Raw genomic sequence first — 19,947 nt, 5'->3', positions numbered from 1 at the left:
ACTTTCAATGCCGGCATCGAAATGGACCGTCTATCTCCTTCTCCCTTGAGCTCGCTTGCCGACGTGAACCGGGCCGTCGATTGGGCACTCGTCACGCGGCGCAGCGTCCGTGCTTTCCTGCCCACACCGGTTTCTCGCGGGCAAATCGAGTCCATCCTCGACGTTGCCCGTTTCAGCGCGACCGGCGTGAACATCCAGCCCTGGCATGTGCATGTCGTGACAGGCGCGATGAAGTCGCGCCTGTCTGCCGCCATCAACGAGATCAATGACGATCCTGCGCGCAGTTCCGATCTGGACGAGCCCTACGACTACTACCCGCGCGAATGGATCGCACCGTATGTGGATCGCCGGCGTGAGGTCGGTTGGAACCTGTATGGCCTGCTGGGCATCGAGAAGGGCGACAAGGAGCGGATGCATGTGCAGCACGGCCGCAACTACCGCTTCTTCGACGCACCCGTCGGCCTGTTCTTCACGGTCGACCGGGTCATGCGTGAAGGCAGTCTGCTGGACACCGGTATGTTCCTGCAAAGCGTGATGATTGCGGCCCGGGCGCGAGGCCTCGACACCTGCCCGCAGGCGGCTTTCAACAAGTTCCACCGTGTCATCGCCAACGAACTGTCCATTCCCGACAACCACATGTTGGTGTGCGGAATGAGCCTGGGTTATGCGGATCACAACTGCATCGAGAACTCTCTGGTCACGGAGCGCAGTCCGGTCGGCGATTTCACTACTTTCTACCAAGAATGAATGGAGACAAAGTCATGAGTGCAACGGCCTATTCTCGAGGACTCGAGAAGAACGCGGCAAACCACGTTCCATTGACGCCACTGACCTTCCTCGATCGAACCGCCGACGTCTATCCGGATCGAACCGCGATCGTTCATGGCGGCTTCCGGCAGACGTGGGCGAGAACGCGCGAGCGTTGCTATCGCCTCGCGTCGGCGCTCGTTCAGTTGGGGATCGAACCGGGCGATACGGTGTCGATCATCGCGCCGAACACGCCGGCCATGCTCGAGGCACACTTCGGCGTGCCTCTCTCGGGGGCTGTGCTCAACGCCATCAATTGCCGCCTCGATGCCGACGGTGTTGCATTCATTCTGCGCCACGGAGAATGCAAGCTTCTGCTGGTGGACCGCGAACTGGCTCCGCTGGTCGAGAAAGCATTGCAGTCGGTTCCCAATCCGCCGCGTGTGATCGACATCAACGATCACGAAGCGCCTGACGGCCCCGCCATCGGGGAAACTGATTATGAGTCGCTGCTGGCGAGCGGTGATCCGGCATTTGCGGGCCGCCGTCCGCTCGACGAGTGGACGCCCATTGCATTGAACTACACCTCAGGCACAACCGGCGATCCGAAAGGCGTCGTTCCGAGCCACCGCGGCACCTATCTGATGAGCCTGTTGCAGATGACGAACTGGCCGCTCCCGCGTGCGCCGATTTACCTGTGGACGCTTCCCATGTTCCACGCGAACGGCTGGTGCTTCACATGGGCGATTACTGCGGCGGCGGGAACGCACGTCTGTTTGCGCAAGGTGAATGCCGCGAATATTCTCACCGCCATCGCCGAGCACGGGGTCGATCATTTTTGTGCGGCGCCGATCGTGCTCTCAGGCATCGCGAGCATGCCTCAATCGGAACGGCAGCCGCTGCCGCGTCGGGTGCGCGTCCTTACCGCCGGCTCGCCGGCGCCGGCAGCGGTTCTGGAGGCCGTGGGCGCGATGGGATTCGACGTCGACCATGTCTTTGGAATTACCGAGATCTCCGGCACGCCCATCAGCTGTGCCTGGCACGACGAGTGGGATACGTTGTCGCCGGAGCAACAAGGGAAACTGAAAGCGCGGCAAGGGGTACGCGCGGCGGCGTTCGAGAAAATGTCGGTCGCCGATCTCGCGACGCTCGAACCGGTGCCCGCCGATAGCAAGTCATGCGGTGAGGTTCTGGTCCGCGGGAATACGGTGATGATGGGATACTTCAAGAATGCCGACGCAACGGCGAAAGCTTTCGCCGGCGGTTGGTTCCATACCGGCGATCTTGCCGTCGTTCATTCCGATGGCTATATCCAGATCACCGACCGCTCCAAGGACGTCATCATCTCGGGCGGAGAGAACATTTCGTCCGTCGAGGTGGAGGAGGTCATTTATCGCATGTCGGGCGTTCTGAACGCGGCCGTGGTCGCGCAGCCGGATGACAAATGGGGCGAGACGCCTTGTGCGTTTATCGAACTGAAGCCGGATGCCTCCCACATCACGGAGCAGGATGTCATCTTGTTCTGCAGGGAGCGACTGGCGCATTTCAAATGCCCGCGTCGCGTGATTTTCGGGGAATTGCCCAAGACCGCTACCGGGAAGATCCAGAAGTTTCGTCTGCGCGAGCAAGCGGGCAGCCGGGTAGCGATCACGAGGCTGGCGGGATGAAGCTGTGGGTCCGCTGAGCGCGCCATGCGCTGTAAAGTGCGACTACGGTCGGTCGAGTGCGGCCGTATTCGCGCGTATCGGTGCGGCGTATCGGTGCGGCGTATTGGTGCGCGCGCTGGTCATGATGTTCGAGAGGGAGGTAAAGCGTGCAAAGCTTCTCAGGAACAGCGTTCGATCTCGGCTCCTATGCGTTGGTCGATGAGCCGTTGCCAGAGCCCGAACACGGCCAACTGCGGATTCGCATCGAAGCAACGGCTCTTGGTTTCGTCGACGGGCTGATGATGCAAGGCCGCTATCAGATCAAGCCGCGCTTGCCTTACGTGCCGGGCGGAGAAATTGCCGGCGTGGTCGACGCCGTCGGTTCGGGCGTGACGGGGCAACTTGTCGGTGATCGCGTCGTCACGTGGCAGCTTGGCGGAGGCCTGGCGGAATACGTGGTGGTCGACGCCGCCGACGTGGACGTTGTCCCCGGCGAGCTGCCGATGCCCGTTGCCGCAGCCATGCTGGTGGACTATCAGACGGCACACTATGCGTTGTTCGATCAGGGACGGTTGACGGCCGCCGATACGTTGCTCGTGCTTGGCGCGGGTGGTGCGGTGTCGTCCGCCGCGATTCAGCTTGCCGTGCATGCCGGGGCGCGCGTGATCGCGGCGGCGTCGAGCGAGTTCAAGCGTCAAGCCGCATGCGAGCTGGGTGCAGTGGCTGCGATCGACTACAGCCTTCCGGATTGGCGGGAGGCGCTCAAGCGAGTCGCGCCGGAAGGCGTCGATGTCGTGCTCGACCCGGTCGGCGCAAACATGCTGGAGCCGGCGTTCCGCTCCCTGGCCAAAGGCGGCCGCTATCTCGTGATCGGGTTTGCGGGTGGCGCCATTCCGTCGCTTCCGGTCAATCTGGCGCTTCTCAAGAACGCGACCTTGCATGGCGTCGATATACGGTACTTCCTGGCCAACCGGCCGGAACAGGCGCGGCGTGTACGCACCGCGCTGTTCTCGATGGTTGCCCGCAGCCACCTTCGGCCGCCTGCGACCATCACTTTCGCTCTCGCAAATGCAAGAGACGCTGTGCTGGCAACATTCGACCGCGGCAGGCGCGGGAAAATCGTCGTGCTTCCCGGCGCGGCCGTCGGTGCGAGCGACGCTGGCTGACGCATGCCGCTCGATGCCGGGGGTTTGTTCACCGAGCGCCAGTGACCTGAACCGAACGGGGGCCGGGATGATTCATCGCCCTATCGGCGGACAGCATCAGTGAGTTGCCCGATAACGCTCCGCAGCCTCTCCCTGCCGGATGTCGGAGAGCAAAACCTGGCGTGCGGAGTCGAGCGCGTCCCAACGCTCGGCGACGTGAAGCGGCGGTATCGTGACTAATTCGCGGCGGTCGAAGCCGACCAACGCCGCGTCGACCAGTTCACCCACTTCCATGACTTCGGGCAGCGTGTTGATGTCGATGCCGGCGCGCTCCCATATCTCGGTGCGCGTGGCCGCCGGCAACACGGCTTGCACATAAACGCCCTTGGGCGCCAGTTCCAGACTCATGCCCTGCGACAGGAACAGCACGTACGCCTTGGTCGCGCCGTAGACCGACATGCCGAACTCGGGCGCGAGACCGACCACCGAGCCGATGTTGACGATCGCGCCTTCGCCGGCCTGCGCGAGGCGCGGGGCGATGGCGGCCGCAAGCCGCGTCAGGGCGGTGATATTGAGCGTCACCAGACGGTCGATGGCGTCGGCGGTCTGCTCGACGAAGCCGCCTGATTGAGCGAGGCCGGCATTGTTGATCAGGATGCGGATACCGGCGTCTTCGCGCAGACGGGATTCGACCGCAGCCAGATCGGACGGCTGCGTCAGGTCGGCCCGGAGCACCTCGACGTCGATTTTCGTTTCGTCGCGCAGGCGGGCAGCCAGTGCATCCAGCCGCGCCTTGTCGCGCGCGACGAGAACGAGAGGATGGCCGCGGCGCGCGAGGCGCTCGGCATAGATCGCGCCGATGCCGGAGGAGGCGCCGGTAATGAGGACAGTGGGGAGGGTGTTCATCTTGTCGGTTCCGTGGGTTGGGTGTGGACCGTCGCCGCCCAGCAATCGGGGCGGCCGTGCCGGTTGATTAACTAGTGCTGGCTTCGGCCAGCGTGGGGTAGTCGATATAGCCTTCGGCGCCGCCGCCGTAGAGTGTGGCCGGGTTCAACGTCGCCAGCGGCGCGCCGGCTTTCAGGCGCCCCACCAGATCCGGATTACCGATGAACGGGCGGCCAAAGGCGAACAGATCGGCCTTGCCGTCATTGAGGCTGGCGGTGGCGAGGCCGAGGTCGTAGCCGTTGTTGGCGAGATAAGTCTGCTTGAAGCGGCTGCGCAGTGCGGCGTAGTCGAACGGCGCCACGTCGCGTGGGCCGCCGGTGGCCCCCTCGACGACATGCAGGTAGACGACGCCGAGCGCGCTGAGCTGCTCGACGATGTAGTCGTACTGTGGCTGCGGGTCACTGCAGGCGATGCCGTTGGCTGGCGACACCGGCGAGATGCGCACGCCCGTGCGGTCGGCACCGATTTGCTGAACGACCGCGGCAGTGACTTCCAATAGAAGGCGCGCACGGTTCTCGATGGAACCGCCGTATGCGTCGGTGCGGTGATTCGCCCCGTCCTTGATGAACTGCTCCAGCAGATAGCCGTTGGCGCCGTGGATCTCGACGCCGTCGAAGCCCGCCTCGATCGCGTTGGCCGCAGCCTGGCGAAAGTCGTTCACGATGCCTGGCAGTTCGTCCAGTTGCAGCGCCCGCGGCTCGGAAACATCGGCAAAGCCGTTATTGACGAAGGTCTTGGTCTCGGCGCGGATGGCCGAGGGCGCGACCGGCGCGGCGCCATCCGGCTGCAGATCGACGTGCGAGATACGGCCGACATGCCACAACTGCACGAAGATGCGGCCGCCCTGGGCGTGGACCGCATCGGTGACCTTGCGCCAGCCGTCGATCTGATGCTGGGTGTACAGGCCTGGGGTGTCCTGATAGCCCTGGGCCTGAGCGGAGACTTGGGTGGCCTCGGTGATGATCAGGCCCGCCGAGGCGCGCTGGGCATAGTAGGTGGCGGTCAGATCGGTGGGCACCAGCCCCTGGCCCGCACGATTGCGCGTCAACGGGGCCATGACGATACGGTTGGACAGCGTCAGCGCACCGAGAGTGCAGGAATCGAAGAGCGACTTGTGGGTCATGTCGTGCCTATAGCGTGGATGTCTGGAGAACCCGGGGCGCGGGATGCGCGCACATGTGAGCGCCGGAGTCGTTCTTCCGGCGCCGATAAACGAATGCATCGCCATTCCGATGCGATTCGCTTAATGATGATGCTCGTAATCAAAAATGTCAACGTCTTTGATGATGAGCGACATCAATGTATAGTGAGGACTTTAGCGTGGCGTTAGCCGAAGAGAGAGGCCCTGAACATGAAGGTCACTAAAGCGCAGGCGCAGGCGAACCGGGCGCACATCGTCGAGACCGCTTCGACGCTGTTTCGTGAGCGGGGCTACGACGGGGTGGGCGTGGCGGATTTGATGGCGGCCGCCGGCTTCACCCACGGCGGCTTCTATAAGCACTTCGGCTCCAAGGCCGACCTGATGGCGGAGGCCGCGGCCTGTGGTTTTTCGCAGTCGGCGGCCAAAACCGCGGGCGCCGACATTGCCGCGTTCATCAAGCAGTATTTGTCGCGAGAGCACCGTGACGATGCTGGCACCGGCTGCACGATGGCGGCGTTATCCGCGGACGCCGCGCGTCAGCCGAAGCAGGTCAAGCAAGCCTTTGCCGATGGTATTGAACGGCTGCTGGCGAGTTTTGAAAACGAACATGGCGCCAGGAAGGTGGCGGCTCGGCGAGAAGCGCGAGCGAGAGCAATCGACGCGATTGCGCAGGTCGTGGGCGCGGTCATGCTCTCACGAGCCTGTCCCGATGACTCGCCTCTGGCGGACGAAATTCTCGATGCCTGTCAGTCAGCAGCGCTTTCACGCCTGTGCGCGCCGAAGAAACCCTAGCGCGGTCGCAAGTCGGCAGCCGTGGTCGCTCAGCCGCGCTCCGTTAGAACGGCCTGCAGGTTTGCGGTAAAGCGGAAACCCCGCTTCGAATGATGCGCGTGCCGACCGAAGCACTCAACGAGACGTATGCCGCCGGCTCACAGGCCGTCGGCTCTCACGTTAAGTTCGCCGGTGCTCGAATCCAACCAATCATTGCACATAAGAAAATCAGCGGACGTTCGAATCCTGCTGCTCGCGCAGCGCGAAAAAGGCGCAAACGCGATTGCCGATTTGCATAGTCGAATTCGTCGTTTTGCACGCAGGAACGGCATGGCTACCATGCAAGGCTTCAGCCAAACCGGCAAGGAGGCCGCAGCCTTTTATGTCCACCCAGTTCGATTCGATCGCGGCGCGAGGCGAGGCCGGCGATACGGCTTCACGCGACGTCATCCGCGCCACCCTGATAGCCGGGCTCGCCGCGTTAGCCTGGTTGACCAGCGCGGCGCTGACCGAGTGGTGGCCGAGTCTCGACGACTGGCCGTACACGAACGAATTCATCGCGCTCAAACTGCTGCTCGCGGCATTCGCGGCGGCAACCGCGATCGCGGGATGGCGCGGTCCTTCCGCGACGGCGGCCACGCCCACGCGCATCGGCGCATGGCTTCGCGCGATGCCGTGGCTGCTCGCGCTGGCGCTCGGCGTGAGCGCATGGGAAGCCGTCACGGCGCAACTCGAATGGCTGCCGCGGCCGTTCTTCGCGCCGCCGCAAGCGCTGATCGGCGTGTATGCCGAGGACTATCCGCGGCTCGGCACGAGCGTCGTGCATTCGTTCGGTTTGCTCGCCTACGGCTACGTGCTCGGCGCGGCCGCGGGCTTCGTGACGGGCGTGAGCATCGGCTGGTCGCAGGCGGTGAGTTACTGGGTGCATCCGGTGCTGCGTCTGATCGGTCCGTTGCCGGCCACCGCATGGCTGCCGCTGGCGTTCTTCTTCTTTCCATCGAGCTTTAGCGCGAGCGTGTTCCTGATCGCGCTGGCGACCGCGTTCCCGGTCGCGGTGCTGACCTGGTCGGGCGTGGCCGGGGTGAATCCGGCTTATTACGACATCGCGCGCACGCTCGGCGCGAGACCCGCTTTTCTGATTCTGCGCGTGGCGATTCCGGCCGCGTTGCCATCGGTGTTCGTCGGTCTGTTCATGGGGCTGGGCGCGTCGTTCTCGGTGCTCATCGTCGCGGAAATGATGGGCGTGAAAGCGGGGCTCGGCTGGTATTTGCAGTGGGCTCAGGGCTGGGCCGCGTATTCGAATATGTATGCCGCGCTACTGGTGATGGCGCTGATGTGTTCCGGCCTGATCACGTTGCTGTTCCGTCTGCGTGACCGCTTGCTGGCCTGGCAAAAAGGATTGCTCAAATGGTAGCCGTAGCCGAAGCATTGAATCGGTCCGCCGCTGTCGCGGCTCCGCTCTCCGGCGGCGCGCGCATCGACGTGCGCCACGTCAGTCATCAATTCGCGTTGCGCGGCGCGGCGTTGCCGGTGCTGCACGATGTCAGCTTCACCGTGGAGCCGGGCGAGTTCGTCGCGCTGCTCGGCCCGAGCGGTTGCGGCAAGTCCACCTTGCTGCGGCTCGTGGCCGGACTCGATACGCCGACCCAAGGCAGCGTGCAGGCCGACGGCGCGGCGATCACGGGACCCGATCCGTCGCGCGTGGTGGTGTTCCAGGACCCCACGTTGTACCCGTGGCGCACGGTACGCGGCAACGTGGGGATCGGTCCGCAGGCACAACGCGCACGCTTTGCATGGCGCGGCGGCGCGCAGGAAGAACAGGCGCAACGGCGCATCGACGCCGCGCTCGAACTGGTCGGTCTCAGCGATTTCGCCGAGGCGTTTCCGCATCAACTGTCGGGCGGCATGGCGCAGCGGGTCGCGCTGGCGCGCGCGCTCGTCAACGATCCGGCGCTGCTGGTGCTGGACGAGCCGTTCGGCAAGCTCGACTCTCTCACGCGCATCCGCATGCAAGGTGAACTGGCGCGGCTCTGGCAGGACGCTCGTTTTTCCGTACTGCTGGTGACGCACGACGTGGAAGAAGCGCTGCTGCTCGCCGCTCGCGTGATCGTCTTCAGCGAGCGGCCGGCGCGTGTGATTGCCGAAGTGCGCAACGACGCGCCGTATCCGCGCCACCGCGACGATCCGAAACTGGTGGCGCTGCGCCGCGAGGTGCTCGCGCAACTCGGACTCGACACCTGAACGGCTACCACAATCGATAAACGACCAGAGGAACAACCCGACCATGAACCACCCCTACGATCGATCTCCGCTCAGTCCGGCCCGCCGCGCATGGTTGCGCAACACGGCCTGGCGCGCGGGCGCGGCGGCACTCGGCGGCGCGTCGCTGAGCCTGTCGAACCCGCTTGCGCTGGCGCAAACGCCGCGGGCTCCGCTCAAGCCGCTCAAGCTCTCGTGGAATGCCGGCGCGATCTGCACCGCGCCGGTGGCCGTCGCGGTGAAGCAGGGCTTTTTCGAGCGGCACGGCTTGCAGGTCGAACTCGTGAACTTCTCGGGCTCCACCGACCAGTTGCTCGAGGCAATCGCGACGGGCAAGTCCGACGCGGGCGTCGGCATGGCGCTGCGCTGGATCAAGCCGCTGGAGCAGGGCTTCGACGTGAAACTCACGGCCGGGATTCATGGCGGCTGCATGCGTTTGCTGGCGACGCGCGCGTCGGGCATCGTGGATCTCGCGGGATTGAAGGGCCGTACGATCGGCGTCAGCGACATGGCGAGCCCGACCAAGAACTTCTTCGCGATCGTGTTGAAGAAGCTCGGCGTCGATCCCGAGCGCGACGTGAACTGGCGTCAGTATCCGGCGAATCTGCTGGGCGAGGCGCTGAAGAAGGGCGAAGTACAGGCCATCGCGGACGGCGATCCGACCATCTGGACGATCCGCGAATCCGATCATCTGCATGAGGTGTCGAACAATCTGTGCGGCGAATACCAGACGCGCTCGTGCTGCGTGCTCGGCGTGCGCGGTTCGCTGGTGCGCAAGGATCGCGCCACCGCGCAGTCGTTGACGCAGGCGTTGCTCGAAGCCACCGAGTGGACCGCCAATCATCCGGACGACGCAGCCGCGATCTTTTCGGCCTACACGCCGTCCGCCGATGTCGGGCAATTGGCTGCTATGCTGAAGAGCCACACCGATCGCCATCATCCGGTAGGCGATGCGTTCAAGAAGGAAATCTCGCTCTATGCCGACGATCTGAAGGCGGTCGGCGTGCTCAACAGCGGAACGGATTCGAATCGTCTGGCGGAGCGGGTGTTCTCGAACGTGCTGGCGTAGCGTCGCGTTTCGAGCGGCATGTTTCATATGCCGCTGTTTGACGTTATGCGTTCCCCTGCTAAGCATAGTTGAAACGCTCGCTTATCCGCGCGGCCCGGCATTGCTACGATCGCAGCTTCATCGTACCCATCAGAGCGGAATTTCGAGCCGTGACATTTTCCATCTTTCGATTGCTCGCGCGAGCGGCGCTGATTTCGCTGCTCGTCGTGGGCGCCGCCCATGCGCAAACCGCCGGCACTGCCGCAACGCCGGTCAAGCTGCGGATCGGCTATCAGAAGTCTTCGACGCTCATCACCATCCTCAAGGCGCGCGGCTCGCTGGAGCAGGCGCTCGCGCCGCTGGGCGTGAGCATTAGCTGGAACGAGTTCGCGAGCGGCTTGCCGCTGACCGAGGCGCTCAACGCGGACGCGGTCGACTTCAGCGCCGACGTGGCCGATACGGTCCCGGTGTTCGCTCAGGCCGCTCACGCAAACTTCGTGTACGTCGCGCAGGAAGCGCCGTCGCCCGGCGCGCAGGCCATCATCGTGAAGCGTGACGGGCCGCTGCATACGCTTGCCGATCTCAAGGGCCGGCGCATCGCGGTGACCAAGGCCGCGGGCAGCCATTATCTGCTGCTCGCCGCGCTCGCCAAGGCGGGTCTCGCACCCGCTGACGCGCGCATCAGCTATCTGACGCCCGCCGACGGACGCGCCGCGTTCGAGCGCGGCAGCGTGGATGCGTGGGTCACCTGGGACCCGTATGTCGCGGCGGTCGATAAAACGCCGGACGTGCGCATTCTCGCAAACGGCGACGGGCTCGCGTCGTATCAGCGGTACTACCTCGCGTCCAGCAGCTTTGCCGCGGCACACCCCGAGGTGATCAGCACCGTGTTCGCGCAGTTGTCGTCGGCGGGAGCCTGGGTTCGCAGCCACCCCGAGGATGCGGCGAAGCTGCTCGCGCCCATCTGGGGCCTGGACGCGGCGACGATCGAGCGTGCGAATGGACGCCGCAGTTATGCGGTGCATGCGGTGGACACGCGGAATTTCGGTGAGCAGCAAAAGATCGCCGACACCTTCTATCGAGCGGGGCTCTTGCCGGCGCCGGTCGAGACGGCCACGGCGCTGCGCTGGAACTTCACCACGAAGCGGGCCGAAGCGGCGGGCGCCGCGGTCACCGCTTCCGGCGGATAGAAGCGCAAGGGAACATAACGCACACGATGCGCTGAGGCGCATCGCACGTCGAGCGATGGAGCGGTGGAGTGTGCCGCGTCGTCAAGCATCCGGCGCGATTAGCGTTCGACAGGTTCTCCGAATAACAATCCACAAAAGCTTGTTTGCGCTCGCGTTTCCGGCTGGCTAGATTCGTTCGCATGGCAATGAATCGACGGAGGCCGCCGTGACCGCACTTTCAGCGACGCTTATCTGGGGCGCGCTTCGACATCCTGTGCGAAGCCTCGCGAAGCACTGGCCGAAGCGAGCGGCCTATACGGTTGCCAAGTCTGAATCATCTTCCGACGTGACAGCCGCGGCCTATCGTTGCCAATTGCCCGAGCGGCCCGAGCGGCCCGAGCGCCTCGAACGCATCGCCGCTTACGCACGCTGCGGCTATTTCCATATGGCGTACATGCCGGGCCTGTTTGTCGTGCCGCTCGAGATTCCGCCGGAGTGACGTGCCATCGGCGGCGGCAGCGTTCGAGCATTTTTCCTTGCTGACGTAACTTTTAGTAAGTTGGGCGGTACTTACGCACGCGACAACTTATTAAAAAGGAAAAACTCATGGCTCTCGTGCGTTCGACGCTATTCAAATTGACCCTATCCGCCGCGCTCGCTGCAAGCCTCGCCGGCTGCGGCGGCGACGGCAATTCCGTTCAACCGGTCGGCTACAAGTCGAGCGTCGTGGTATCGGACGGCGGTGTTCCCGCTTCGAACACCGACGCGAACCTCAAGGACGGCTGGGGGATCGCGTTCAACCCGCAAGGCTTCGTGTGGGTCGCCGACGCGGGCTCGCAAAAGTCCACGCTGTATGACGGCAACGGCGTTCCGCAACAACTGGTCGTTTCGATCCCGGCGGGAACGAACGGCCCGGCAGGACCGACGGGAATCGTGTTCAGCGGGGCGAACAACTTCGCGGTGAGCCAGAACGGCGTGTCGGGAACGAGCGCATTTGTCTTCGCGACGCTCGCGGGCACGATCGCCGCGTGGTCTCCGACAGTCAATCTCACGTCGGCAGTCACTGTCTACGATGACGCGGCCGGCGCAGCCGAGTACACCGGTCTCGCGATCGGCGCCGACAACGGCGCCGGCCGTCTCTACGCTGCCGATTTTCACAACAACAAGATCGACGTGTTCGACAGCGCGTTCAACAAGCTCACGACGAGCGGCCGCTTCGTCGACCCATCGTTGCCCGCCGGTTTCGCACCGTTCGGCATTCAGGCCATCGGCAACAGTCTCTTCGTTGCATACGCGAAGCAGGACAGCAGCGCCAGGAGGTCCGTGCACGCGGCGGGTCAAGGCGTGATCGATGTATATGACATGAGCGGCGCGTTGCAGAAACGTTTCGCAACGGGTGGCGATCTGAACGCACCGTGGGGCATCACGATCGCGCCGTCGAACTTCGGGCCGTTCAGCAACAAGCTGATCGTCGGCAATTTCGGTGACGGCACGCTCCATGCCTTCGATCCGCAGACCGGTGCGGCAGCAGGCGCGTTGACGCAAAGGAGCGGGGCGCCGATCACGATTGCGGGTCTGTGGGGCATCGCCTTCGGCAACGGATTGAACGCTCAACCCACCAATACGCTGTTTTTTGCCGCCGGTCCCAATAGCGGCAGCAACGGCGCTTACGGACGACTCGACGTCGATCAGTAACGCTCGCAAGCATCGGGTTCAAGGTTAGAACCTGGCAGCCGGTCTCGGCGTCGCAGTGCGGGCGCCGGCCGGATCTGAGCTGTTTTGCATAAGCAAACCGACACGCCTAACCTTCGCGGCAAGCACACAAAATTCGCCCGTCCGTTTCGCACAGCGCATTGCGCGCGATACGGTTGGAAGCCTCGACACCCTGTTCAATAACACGGAGGCGTCGATCAGTAGATCGGCGAGCAGAATAAAGTGATTTCGCGGCGGGAATTTGTCAGGAAGTTCGCCTTGGCGGCCTGCGCGGCGCCAGCTTTGGCGCCCTTCGATGCGCGAGCCGACAATGCGGCTAATGCGACGAATGCTGTGCCGACTCTTCTCTGGCTGAGGCGGGGTAGCGAGGAACGGCAGATCGACTATTCGACCGCCGAGGGATATCGCGCGGTTTCCTGGTTGATGCGGGATGTGAAAGCCAACGTGGTCGGCAATCCGGACTGGAGGCTTTTGCAGCAGTGGTCATGGATGCAGGCCTGGCTCGCCGCGTATGGCCATCATGCGCGATTCGACGTCCATTCGGGCCTGCGGACACCGGCCACGAATACTTATTTCGAGGGTAAGCGGGCATCCTTCCATCTGCCTGACAGGAATATGGTTTTTCGCGCAGGCGACTTCAGCACGCCCGCGGCGCCGAGCGAATACATGGGGCGGCTGGCTTACCTTTCGCAACAGGGTGGCGTGGGTTTCTATCAAACGCGTGACTTCATTCACACTGATGTGCGGGGTCGAGTTGTAACGTGGCGCGCCAGGTAGCAATCAAAATCGCGGTTCCCTACCTATGCGTGCACTGCCAGTGGAAAAATGCTGCTACAGTGCCGCGCTATTACTTCGTCATCCCTTCGACGACACATAACGTTCCGACGGATGTTCATGCGCAACCGTGTTGCCCGCTCTCTGCGTGAGCGAGTGCTTCCTTTGATCCATGCGATTGCCGCTGCATGCTGCGCGGCTGCCGCGGCGCCGCTCGCCGCTCACCCGCATGTGTGGATCACTTACGAGAGCGTCGCGCGGATGAATGGCTCATCACTGGACGCCGTGCAGGAGAAATGGACCTTCTCGCAAGGGTTTCCGGTATCGATCGTCGGCGATCTGAAAGATATGCCGAAATCGGGACCGCTCGGCCCGAAGTACATCCGTATCTTCAGGCAGCAGGCGTTTGATTCGCTGAAGGGGGCCGACTATTTCGTGCATGTCTTTATCGACGGCAAGGCCGCGCGTTTCGGCGAGGTCCGCGACTTCGCCGTCTCTATCGAAGGCGGACGGATTGTTTACACGTTTGTGTTGCCGCTCGCGGATAAGGTCGACGTGAAGTTCGCTCAGGTGCAACTCGGCACATGGGACGAAACTTTCTTCGTCGATTTTCAGGCGCCGTCCAGAAACGGGGCGCCCGTCGTCTTCGATGCGACAGCGCAAAAGAACTGCACCGCGCAACCGTTCGAAGACAAGGTTCACACGCTATTCGGCGGCGCGATTTCTCCGCTTTCCACGAGGCTTTCATGCTGATCCCTGACGGGCGCCGCGGTATTCGCCGTGGTGCGTTCGCGCTCATGTTCCTCATGATCACGGTCGTGCAGACCGCGAGTGCTGAGACAGTCGATGTATTTGGCAGGACATCGTCAGGGGCGCCAGGCGCCGCCAATGTACCGGCGCCGATGTCGCACAGAGGCGCTGAGCAGCCTGTCGCGATGCCGGAGCCCGTGCGACGCGCGATTGCGGCAAGTGTCGCGCTGCAAGGCCGCCTGAACGCCCAGCTTCAGGAACAACTCGTCGAGCAGCGCAACGGCGCGAGCATGCTGGCCGCGTGGACCCTCATGCTGCTGTCGTTCGGCTACGGCGTCCTGCATGCGCTCGGACCGGGGCATGGGAAGATAGTCGTGAGCGCGTATCTGATGTCGCATCGCGCTCGCGTTGGGCATGCCATCGCGCTAAGCGTATGGAGCGCCTGCGTGCAGGCGATCTCCGCGATTTGTCTGGTCGGCGGTGCGGCGTGGCTCGCGCGCGAGGGCGTGGGCGGCGTGCTGACGCGAGCGGCGGCGCTGGATCTCGTCAGCTATGTCTCGCTGCTTTGCGTCGGCCTTATCACTGTCTGGTCAATCGTCACGCGTCGCGACTGCTGCGACGAGCGGCGCATCACGCTGATCCCCAAACGTCGCGCGGGCCTGTTTGCAACCAGGCGCGACGATAGCAACCTTCAGCACGGCCGTTACCTTGGTGCAAGTTCGCTGACGAGCCGGCGCGCGCAAGCCTGGACGAATGTCAACGAAAACGCGGGCAACGTCTGGATCGCGCGGCAGATTGTCATGACGGGACTGGCGGTGGGCGTGCGGCCCTGTGTCGGCGCGATCTTTGTACTCATTGCGGCGCTCGCCAACGGCATTTTCATGGTGGGCGTGTTGTCGGCGCTCGCCATGGCCGCAGGGGTTTCGCTAACGGTATTGGCCGTGGGCCTGGCAAGCCTCGGCATCAACCGGGCGGTGTCGAACCGTAGCCTTGCTCGCAGGCAGGTACTGGAAACGATCCGCACGCGCTTCGCGCTCGCGGGCGCACTGATCATCACGCTGTTCGCTGCATGGCAGGTGTTCGCGTTGCTGTCCGGCTTACAACTGGCTGCGCTCGCCTGAAAATCCGCAGCGCTTGCAGCGCACTCCCCGGTAAAATCCCGGACCTCTAAGCGGAGTAATTCTTGCGGAAACTGCTACCGTCGATCGTGCTGGCTATCTTGACTGCGTCGGCGATGATGTTGGGCCCGGTCGAGGCAGAAGCGCATCCTCACGTCTGGGTGCTGTACGCGCTGAACCTGCAGATGAACCGCGGTTCCGTGACCGCGATCGACGTGGAGTGGATGTTTACGAACGGCTTCCAGGCGCTGCTGCCGATCGACCTCTCCCGCTATCCGAAGAACGGTGTGCTGTCGGCGAAGGACATCGAATCGCTGCGTGCTTCGGCATTCCAGTCGCTCAAGAACGTTGGCTATTTCACGCATGCCTATGTGCAAGGACGCCGGTTGCGCTTGGCGAGCCGCAACGCTTCAGCATTGCGATGCGCGACGGCAAGCTCGTGTATACGTTCAGGATGATGCTTGCGCAGCCTGTGGACACGACGCGCACGCCACTAGAACTGGGCGTCTGGGACGACGAGTTTTTCGTCGACTTCGAAATGAAAAAGGACGGTGTGAAGCCCGTCGCGGCCAGTGCGGCATGCCGGGTCTTCTATACCCCGGACGCCGATCACGCCGTCTATTACGGCACTTATGCGCCGATGGCCGCGACCGTGGCCTGCTGATCAGGCATCGCGCGTTCGCAAGATATAGCCCAATCCTCGCAAGGTCATGATCTGCGCGGTCGAAACGGACAGATGCTTGCGCAGGCGGTGAATATAAACGTCGATTGCGTCGACGCTCGGCTCATCGTCGAGACTGAATACGTTCTCCATTAGCGTCGCCTTGGATACGGTTTTCCCATGTCTCAGCATCAGCGTTTCGAGAATCGCATGTTCCCGGCGGCGTAATGGCAGCGGTGCGTCGTTATGACGGAATTCGCGGCTATTGAATTGATAGTGCAAATCGCCGCAAACGAGCGACACGTGTCTTTCGGAACACTGCCTTCGCACCAGCGCCTTGATGCGCGCAACGAGCTCGCGCGCATCGAACGGCTTGACGACATAGTCGTCCGCACCGGCTCCAAAGCAGTCGACCTTGTCGTCTATCGATCCATGCGCCGTCAGCATCAGTACAGGGACATTATCGCCGCGCCGTCGCAAACGGGTGAGCAAGTCCTTTCCGCTCATGGCGGGCAAGCGCATGTCGAGCAGCACGACGTCGTAGCTCTGGTTGGCCAATATCGCCTCGGCTCGCTCGGCATCGGGCACGCTGTCCATCACGAAGTTCTCCGCACGCAACAGTTTGACGATCCAATGTGCGAGTTCGGCGTTATCTTCCACGAGCAATAGTTTCATCGCGATGTCCTCAATGGCGCCATGCCGCCCGAGTCGATCGCGCGCGCAAGCTCAGCGTCAATCCAAATCTCCGTTTCATTTCTCGACCTTGATCGCTGAAGATCGCATGCCTCGCGTCCATGGCGCGATTCTATGAGGCCGAACCCTTCTCGATGCTTTCGCATGGCAACGCTTTTCGTACGGGATTTCCATGACGCGGTTTCTTTCATTTAGTAATTGGAATTAATGCTGTCGTTGCGACGCAACCAGAGCCTTGTCACGTCTATCAGTGAAATCACCGAGCGATACAAACGGCGCGGGAAAGGCGGGTGAAGGGTTGGCCTATTTAGGATTGCGCACTGCGATGCCGAGCCGACTATCAGCGGAGCGGCCACACGCAGAGGCCTGAATAAAAAGAGCAGGCTTTCAACGTAGCAATTCGAGGAGACGGACTTGAGGAAAACATACTTCACGCTGGCTGTCGCGGCCACCGTATTCGGGGCGAGCGGCGCGTACGCTCAATCGAGCGTCCAGCTCTATGGTCTGATGGACCTGAGCGTGCCGACTTACCAGTCGCATGCGGACGCGAACGGCAATCATGTCATCGGCATGGGGATCGGCGGCGAACCGTGGTTCAGCGGCAGCCGTTGGGGCCTCAAGGGCGCGGAGGATATCGGCGGCGGCACCAGGATCGTCTTCCGTCTGGAAAGCGAATACGTCGTGGCCAATGGCGAAATGGAAGACCCCGGCCAGATTTTCGATCGCGACGCATGGGTCGGCATTGAAAACGACACGCTCGGCAAGATTACGGCAGGCTTCCAGAATAGCATCGCGCGCGACGCAGCCGCGATCTATGGCGACCCGTACGGCAGCGCGCAGTTGACGACGGAAGAGGGCGGCTGGACGAACGCCAACAACTTCAAGCAGATGATTTTCTACGCGGCCAGCGCGACTGGCACGCGCTATAACAACGGCGTGGCGTGGAAAAAGCTCTTCGGCAATGGCATTTTTGCGAGCGCCGGTTACGCGTTCGGCAATTCGACCAGCTTCGGCGCGAATTCCAACTATCAGGCGGCGCTGGGTTACAACGGCGGCCCGTTCAACGTATCGGGCTTCTACAGTCACGTGAACCGTGCCGGCATAACGAATCAGTCGTTTTCGGTGGGCGGCAACTACACGTTCGGTATTCTGCGCGCCAATGCCGGCTACTTCCGCTATCTCGGCAATCAGGCCGCGCTGGGTCAGCGCCAGGACAACGCATGGACCGCGTCGCTCAAGCTGTCGCCGAAGGGGCCGCTCGATTACGAGCTTGGCTATCAGCAGATGCGCGTGAAAAACGCCGCGTACAACGCCGACGGCGATATTCCGAACGCGAACATCGGCGCCTTCGACCCGAGTTCGGGCTTGCATAACGGTTACAAGGAAACGCTGTACTGGTCCGCGTTCTATCATCTGTCCAGGCGCACGGAGGTGTACCTGGCCGGCGACTATATGAGGCTGCATGGCGGCTATACGGTCGGCGGCACGTTCGGCGCGTCGAACCAGGTTGAGTTGACCACGGGGGTTCGGACACGCTTCTGATCAGGCTTCGCGCGGCGGTGCCGGCGTAGCGTTTCGCTACCTTCGCCAACTCTTCGTCGCGCGAGCGGAAAAGGAAAGACCCGTCCGTCATTGTCATCATCAGACGAAAAAGGCTGGGCGTCCGCTCAGCCCCGGCGGAACCCCGACGCTACCGACACTCGAGGCAGAGTAAGGGTCCCGAATCCCAACTGCTGCCTAACGAGGTGAATGATGAGTCTGCAAATCAGTCCGACCAAGGTCGTCCCCACATCGGAGAACTGGCATTCCAGTGCTTCGAGATCCGGCGGCGCCGGTAACCAGGGGATCGAAGCGATCCTCCAGAAAATTTTGCGCCTTCTCCAGCAATTGGCATCGAATCAGAATGGTGGCAGCCAGTCGGGCGAATCCAATGGAGGCGGAAGCAAGGGGCATCATTCGCACGCATCGCACCACGAACACAAATATGCTCGCGATGCCAATCAGGACGACGCAAGCTCGGGCGACAACGGCAATCGGACGTCCGCGAATAACGGCGCCGCGAATGATCCGAACACCCATTCGAGCAAATCGTCAGCCTCACCAACCGACAACGCGCACGGCAACAAGAACTCGGGCGCGAACGACCGGCGAGTGTCCGCCACTCCCACGACCAGCACCGCCGCGCCGCAATACGTGGCTTCCGGGCCGCAAGCCACGCCGTCCTCCACGGCGGCAAGCTCGGGCGATCATTCGCGCGAAACCCTGGCGGCGGGGCACGGCTGGGGCGCACAGAACGGTGGCGTCACGGGCGGGTCGAAGGCCGATGCGGCGCACGTGTACACGGTGTCGACGCGTGAGCAACTGCTTGCCGCGCTCGGTGGAAACAATGCGACGAACGGCTCCAACGCCACTCCCAAGATCATCCAGATCAAAGGCAACATCGATCTGAACGTCGACAGCAACGGCAAGGAATTGGCTAAGGGCGATTTCGCGAACGAGAAAGCGCAATTGGCGCACGACATGCTGAACGTGGGCTCCAACACCACGATCATCGGCCTGGGCGCCAACGCGGGCATCAGCGGCGGCGGATTCAATCTGAGCAATCAGCACAACATCATCGTGCGCAATCTGGCGATGACCTCGCCATTCGATTTCTTCCCCGGCAAGGACGCTGAAGGCAATCCGCATGGGCGCGTTTACAGCATCGAGGCGAAGGGCACGCAGAACCTGTGGGTCGACCACAACACGTTCAAGGACGGCGCGACGCCATCGGGCGCCATCAGCGGAGATCAACTGGATTTTACGGACGGCGCGAACTATGCAACGGTCTCCTACAACCAGTTCCAGAGCCATAACAAATCAATCCTGATCGGATCGAGCGACGGCATGACGAGCGACCGCGGCAAACTCAACGTCACCATCGATCACAACCTGTTCGCCGGCGTATCGCAGCGCGATCCCCGCGTGCGCTTCGGCAACGTCGAGGTCGCCAACAATCTCTACCAGGACAGCTCATCGCAAGCGAATCGCTTCCAGTACAACCTGGGCGTCGGTGTCGAGTCGAAGATCACGTCGCAGAACAATGCGTTCGAAACGAACGGCGTCAATGAGGAAAATCTCGTGAAGCGCTTTGGCGCCTCGGGCCATCTGACCGATTCGGGTTCGCTGGTGAACGGCCGGTCCGTCAATCTGTCGTCTTCGCCGACTGGAAGCGGCCCGGGAGCAGGATCGATCGCGCATCTCGATCCCACCAACGAGGTTGCGGCAATCGTGTTGGCTCAGTCGGGTGCGGGCAAGATCGACCTTGGAGCATAAGTAAAGATCAGAGCCGCGCGGACACACGCAATGTTTATCCGCGCGGCGTCGC

At 62.7% G+C, this 19,947-nt stretch carries 18 protein-coding genes and 1 pseudogene; 16 read left to right on the top strand and 3 right to left on the bottom strand.

Annotated elements, in window-relative coordinates; all coding sequences use genetic code 11:
* Positions 1-21: 21 nt before the first annotated feature.
* The 3 genes from BUE39_RS12525 (at position 22) to BUE39_RS12515 (ending at position 3,559) form a co-directional block, all read left to right on the top strand.
* A complete protein-coding gene (locus BUE39_RS12525; RefSeq protein ID WP_235004869.1) occupies positions 22-747 on the top strand; it encodes a nitroreductase in 726 nt (241 codons plus the stop codon).
* Positions 748-761: 14 nt separating this feature from the next.
* A complete protein-coding gene (locus BUE39_RS12520) occupies positions 762-2,414 on the top strand; it encodes an AMP-binding protein (RefSeq protein WP_073428973.1) in 1,653 nt (550 codons plus the stop codon).
* Positions 2,415-2,560: 146 nt separating this feature from the next.
* Complete coding sequence (locus BUE39_RS12515) at positions 2,561-3,559, top strand: NADPH:quinone oxidoreductase family protein (protein WP_073428972.1); 999 nt, start codon at positions 2,561-2,563, stop codon at positions 3,557-3,559.
* A gap of 96 nt (positions 3,560-3,655) precedes the next feature.
* On the opposite strand, the gene BUE39_RS12510 is transcribed toward BUE39_RS12515, so the two are convergent.
* On the bottom strand, positions 3,656-4,444 hold the full coding sequence (locus BUE39_RS12510) for an SDR family NAD(P)-dependent oxidoreductase (protein ID WP_073428971.1): 789 nt from the start codon (positions 4,442-4,444) through the stop codon (positions 3,656-3,658).
* A gap of 67 nt (positions 4,445-4,511) precedes the next feature.
* Positions 4,512-5,606, bottom strand: a complete 1,095-nt coding sequence (locus tag BUE39_RS12505) for an alkene reductase (protein WP_073428970.1) — start codon at positions 5,604-5,606, stop codon at positions 4,512-4,514.
* Between the two features lie 228 nt (positions 5,607-5,834).
* Between BUE39_RS12505 and BUE39_RS12500 the strand changes: the two genes are divergently transcribed.
* From BUE39_RS12500 to BUE39_RS36050, 11 genes and pseudogenes are all read left to right on the top strand, one after another.
* A complete protein-coding gene (locus BUE39_RS12500) occupies positions 5,835-6,416 on the top strand; it encodes a TetR/AcrR family transcriptional regulator (RefSeq protein ID WP_073428969.1) in 582 nt (193 codons plus the stop codon).
* A gap of 361 nt (positions 6,417-6,777) precedes the next feature.
* Entirely contained in the window at positions 6,778-7,809 is a 1,032-nt protein-coding gene (locus BUE39_RS12495) for an ABC transporter permease (RefSeq protein ID WP_073428968.1), read from the top strand.
* A complete protein-coding gene (locus BUE39_RS12490) occupies positions 7,803-8,636 on the top strand; it encodes an ABC transporter ATP-binding protein (protein ID WP_073428967.1) in 834 nt (277 codons plus the stop codon). The genes BUE39_RS12495 and BUE39_RS12490 overlap by 7 nt, the downstream gene beginning before the upstream one ends.
* Positions 8,637-8,679: 43 nt before the next feature.
* Positions 8,680-9,723, top strand: a complete 1,044-nt coding sequence (locus BUE39_RS12485) for an ABC transporter substrate-binding protein (RefSeq protein ID WP_073428966.1) — start codon at positions 8,680-8,682, stop codon at positions 9,721-9,723.
* A 161-nt stretch (positions 9,724-9,884) separates the two neighbouring features.
* Entirely contained in the window at positions 9,885-10,892 is a 1,008-nt protein-coding gene (locus BUE39_RS12480; RefSeq protein WP_412534861.1) for an aliphatic sulfonate ABC transporter substrate-binding protein, read from the top strand.
* 205 nt (positions 10,893-11,097) lie between these two features.
* The gene (locus BUE39_RS12475) at positions 11,098-11,370 is read left to right on the top strand and encodes a hypothetical protein (RefSeq protein WP_073428965.1); all 273 of its coding nucleotides are present in this window, start codon (positions 11,098-11,100) and stop codon (positions 11,368-11,370) included.
* A 107-nt stretch (positions 11,371-11,477) separates the two neighbouring features.
* Positions 11,478-12,566 carry a TIGR03118 family protein gene (locus BUE39_RS12470; protein ID WP_073428964.1) on the top strand — a complete coding sequence of 363 codons (1,089 nt, stop codon included), beginning with the start codon at positions 11,478-11,480 and terminating at the stop codon, positions 12,564-12,566.
* A gap of 276 nt (positions 12,567-12,842) precedes the next feature.
* Positions 12,843-13,361: a YcbK family protein gene (locus BUE39_RS34150; RefSeq protein ID WP_235004868.1), complete on the top strand. Its 519-nt coding sequence runs from the start codon at positions 12,843-12,845 to the stop codon at positions 13,359-13,361.
* A gap of 162 nt (positions 13,362-13,523) precedes the next feature.
* Entirely contained in the window at positions 13,524-14,111 is a 588-nt protein-coding gene (locus BUE39_RS12460; RefSeq protein WP_159442562.1) for a DUF1007 family protein, read from the top strand.
* Between the two features lie 194 nt (positions 14,112-14,305).
* Positions 14,306-15,229 (top strand): nickel/cobalt transporter, encoded by a 924-nt coding sequence (locus tag BUE39_RS12455; RefSeq protein WP_159442561.1) that lies wholly within the window; start codon positions 14,306-14,308, stop codon positions 15,227-15,229.
* A gap of 113 nt (positions 15,230-15,342) precedes the next feature.
* Positions 15,343-15,890: pseudogene (locus BUE39_RS36050) on the top strand (DUF1007 family protein).
* On the opposite strand, the gene BUE39_RS12440 reads toward BUE39_RS36050, so the two are convergent.
* Positions 15,891-16,562, bottom strand: a complete 672-nt coding sequence (locus BUE39_RS12440) for a response regulator (protein ID WP_073428959.1) — start codon at positions 16,560-16,562, stop codon at positions 15,891-15,893.
* Positions 16,563-16,994: 432 nt separating this feature from the next.
* Here BUE39_RS12440 and BUE39_RS12435 point away from each other — a divergent pair, with 432 nt between their 5' ends.
* Positions 16,995-18,122, top strand: coding sequence for a porin (locus tag BUE39_RS12435; protein ID WP_073428958.1), 1,128 nt, complete (start codon positions 16,995-16,997; stop codon positions 18,120-18,122).
* A gap of 609 nt (positions 18,123-18,731) precedes the next feature.
* A complete protein-coding gene (locus BUE39_RS12430) occupies positions 18,732-19,895 on the top strand; it encodes a pectate lyase family protein (protein WP_159442559.1) in 1,164 nt (387 codons plus the stop codon).
* Positions 19,896-19,947 lie beyond the last annotated feature (52 nt).

The sequence above is a fragment of the Paraburkholderia terricola genome (assembly GCF_900142195.1).
Classification (GTDB): domain Bacteria; phylum Pseudomonadota; class Gammaproteobacteria; order Burkholderiales; family Burkholderiaceae; genus Paraburkholderia; species Paraburkholderia terricola.
This window is presented reverse-complemented; position numbering and strand designations above follow the sequence as displayed.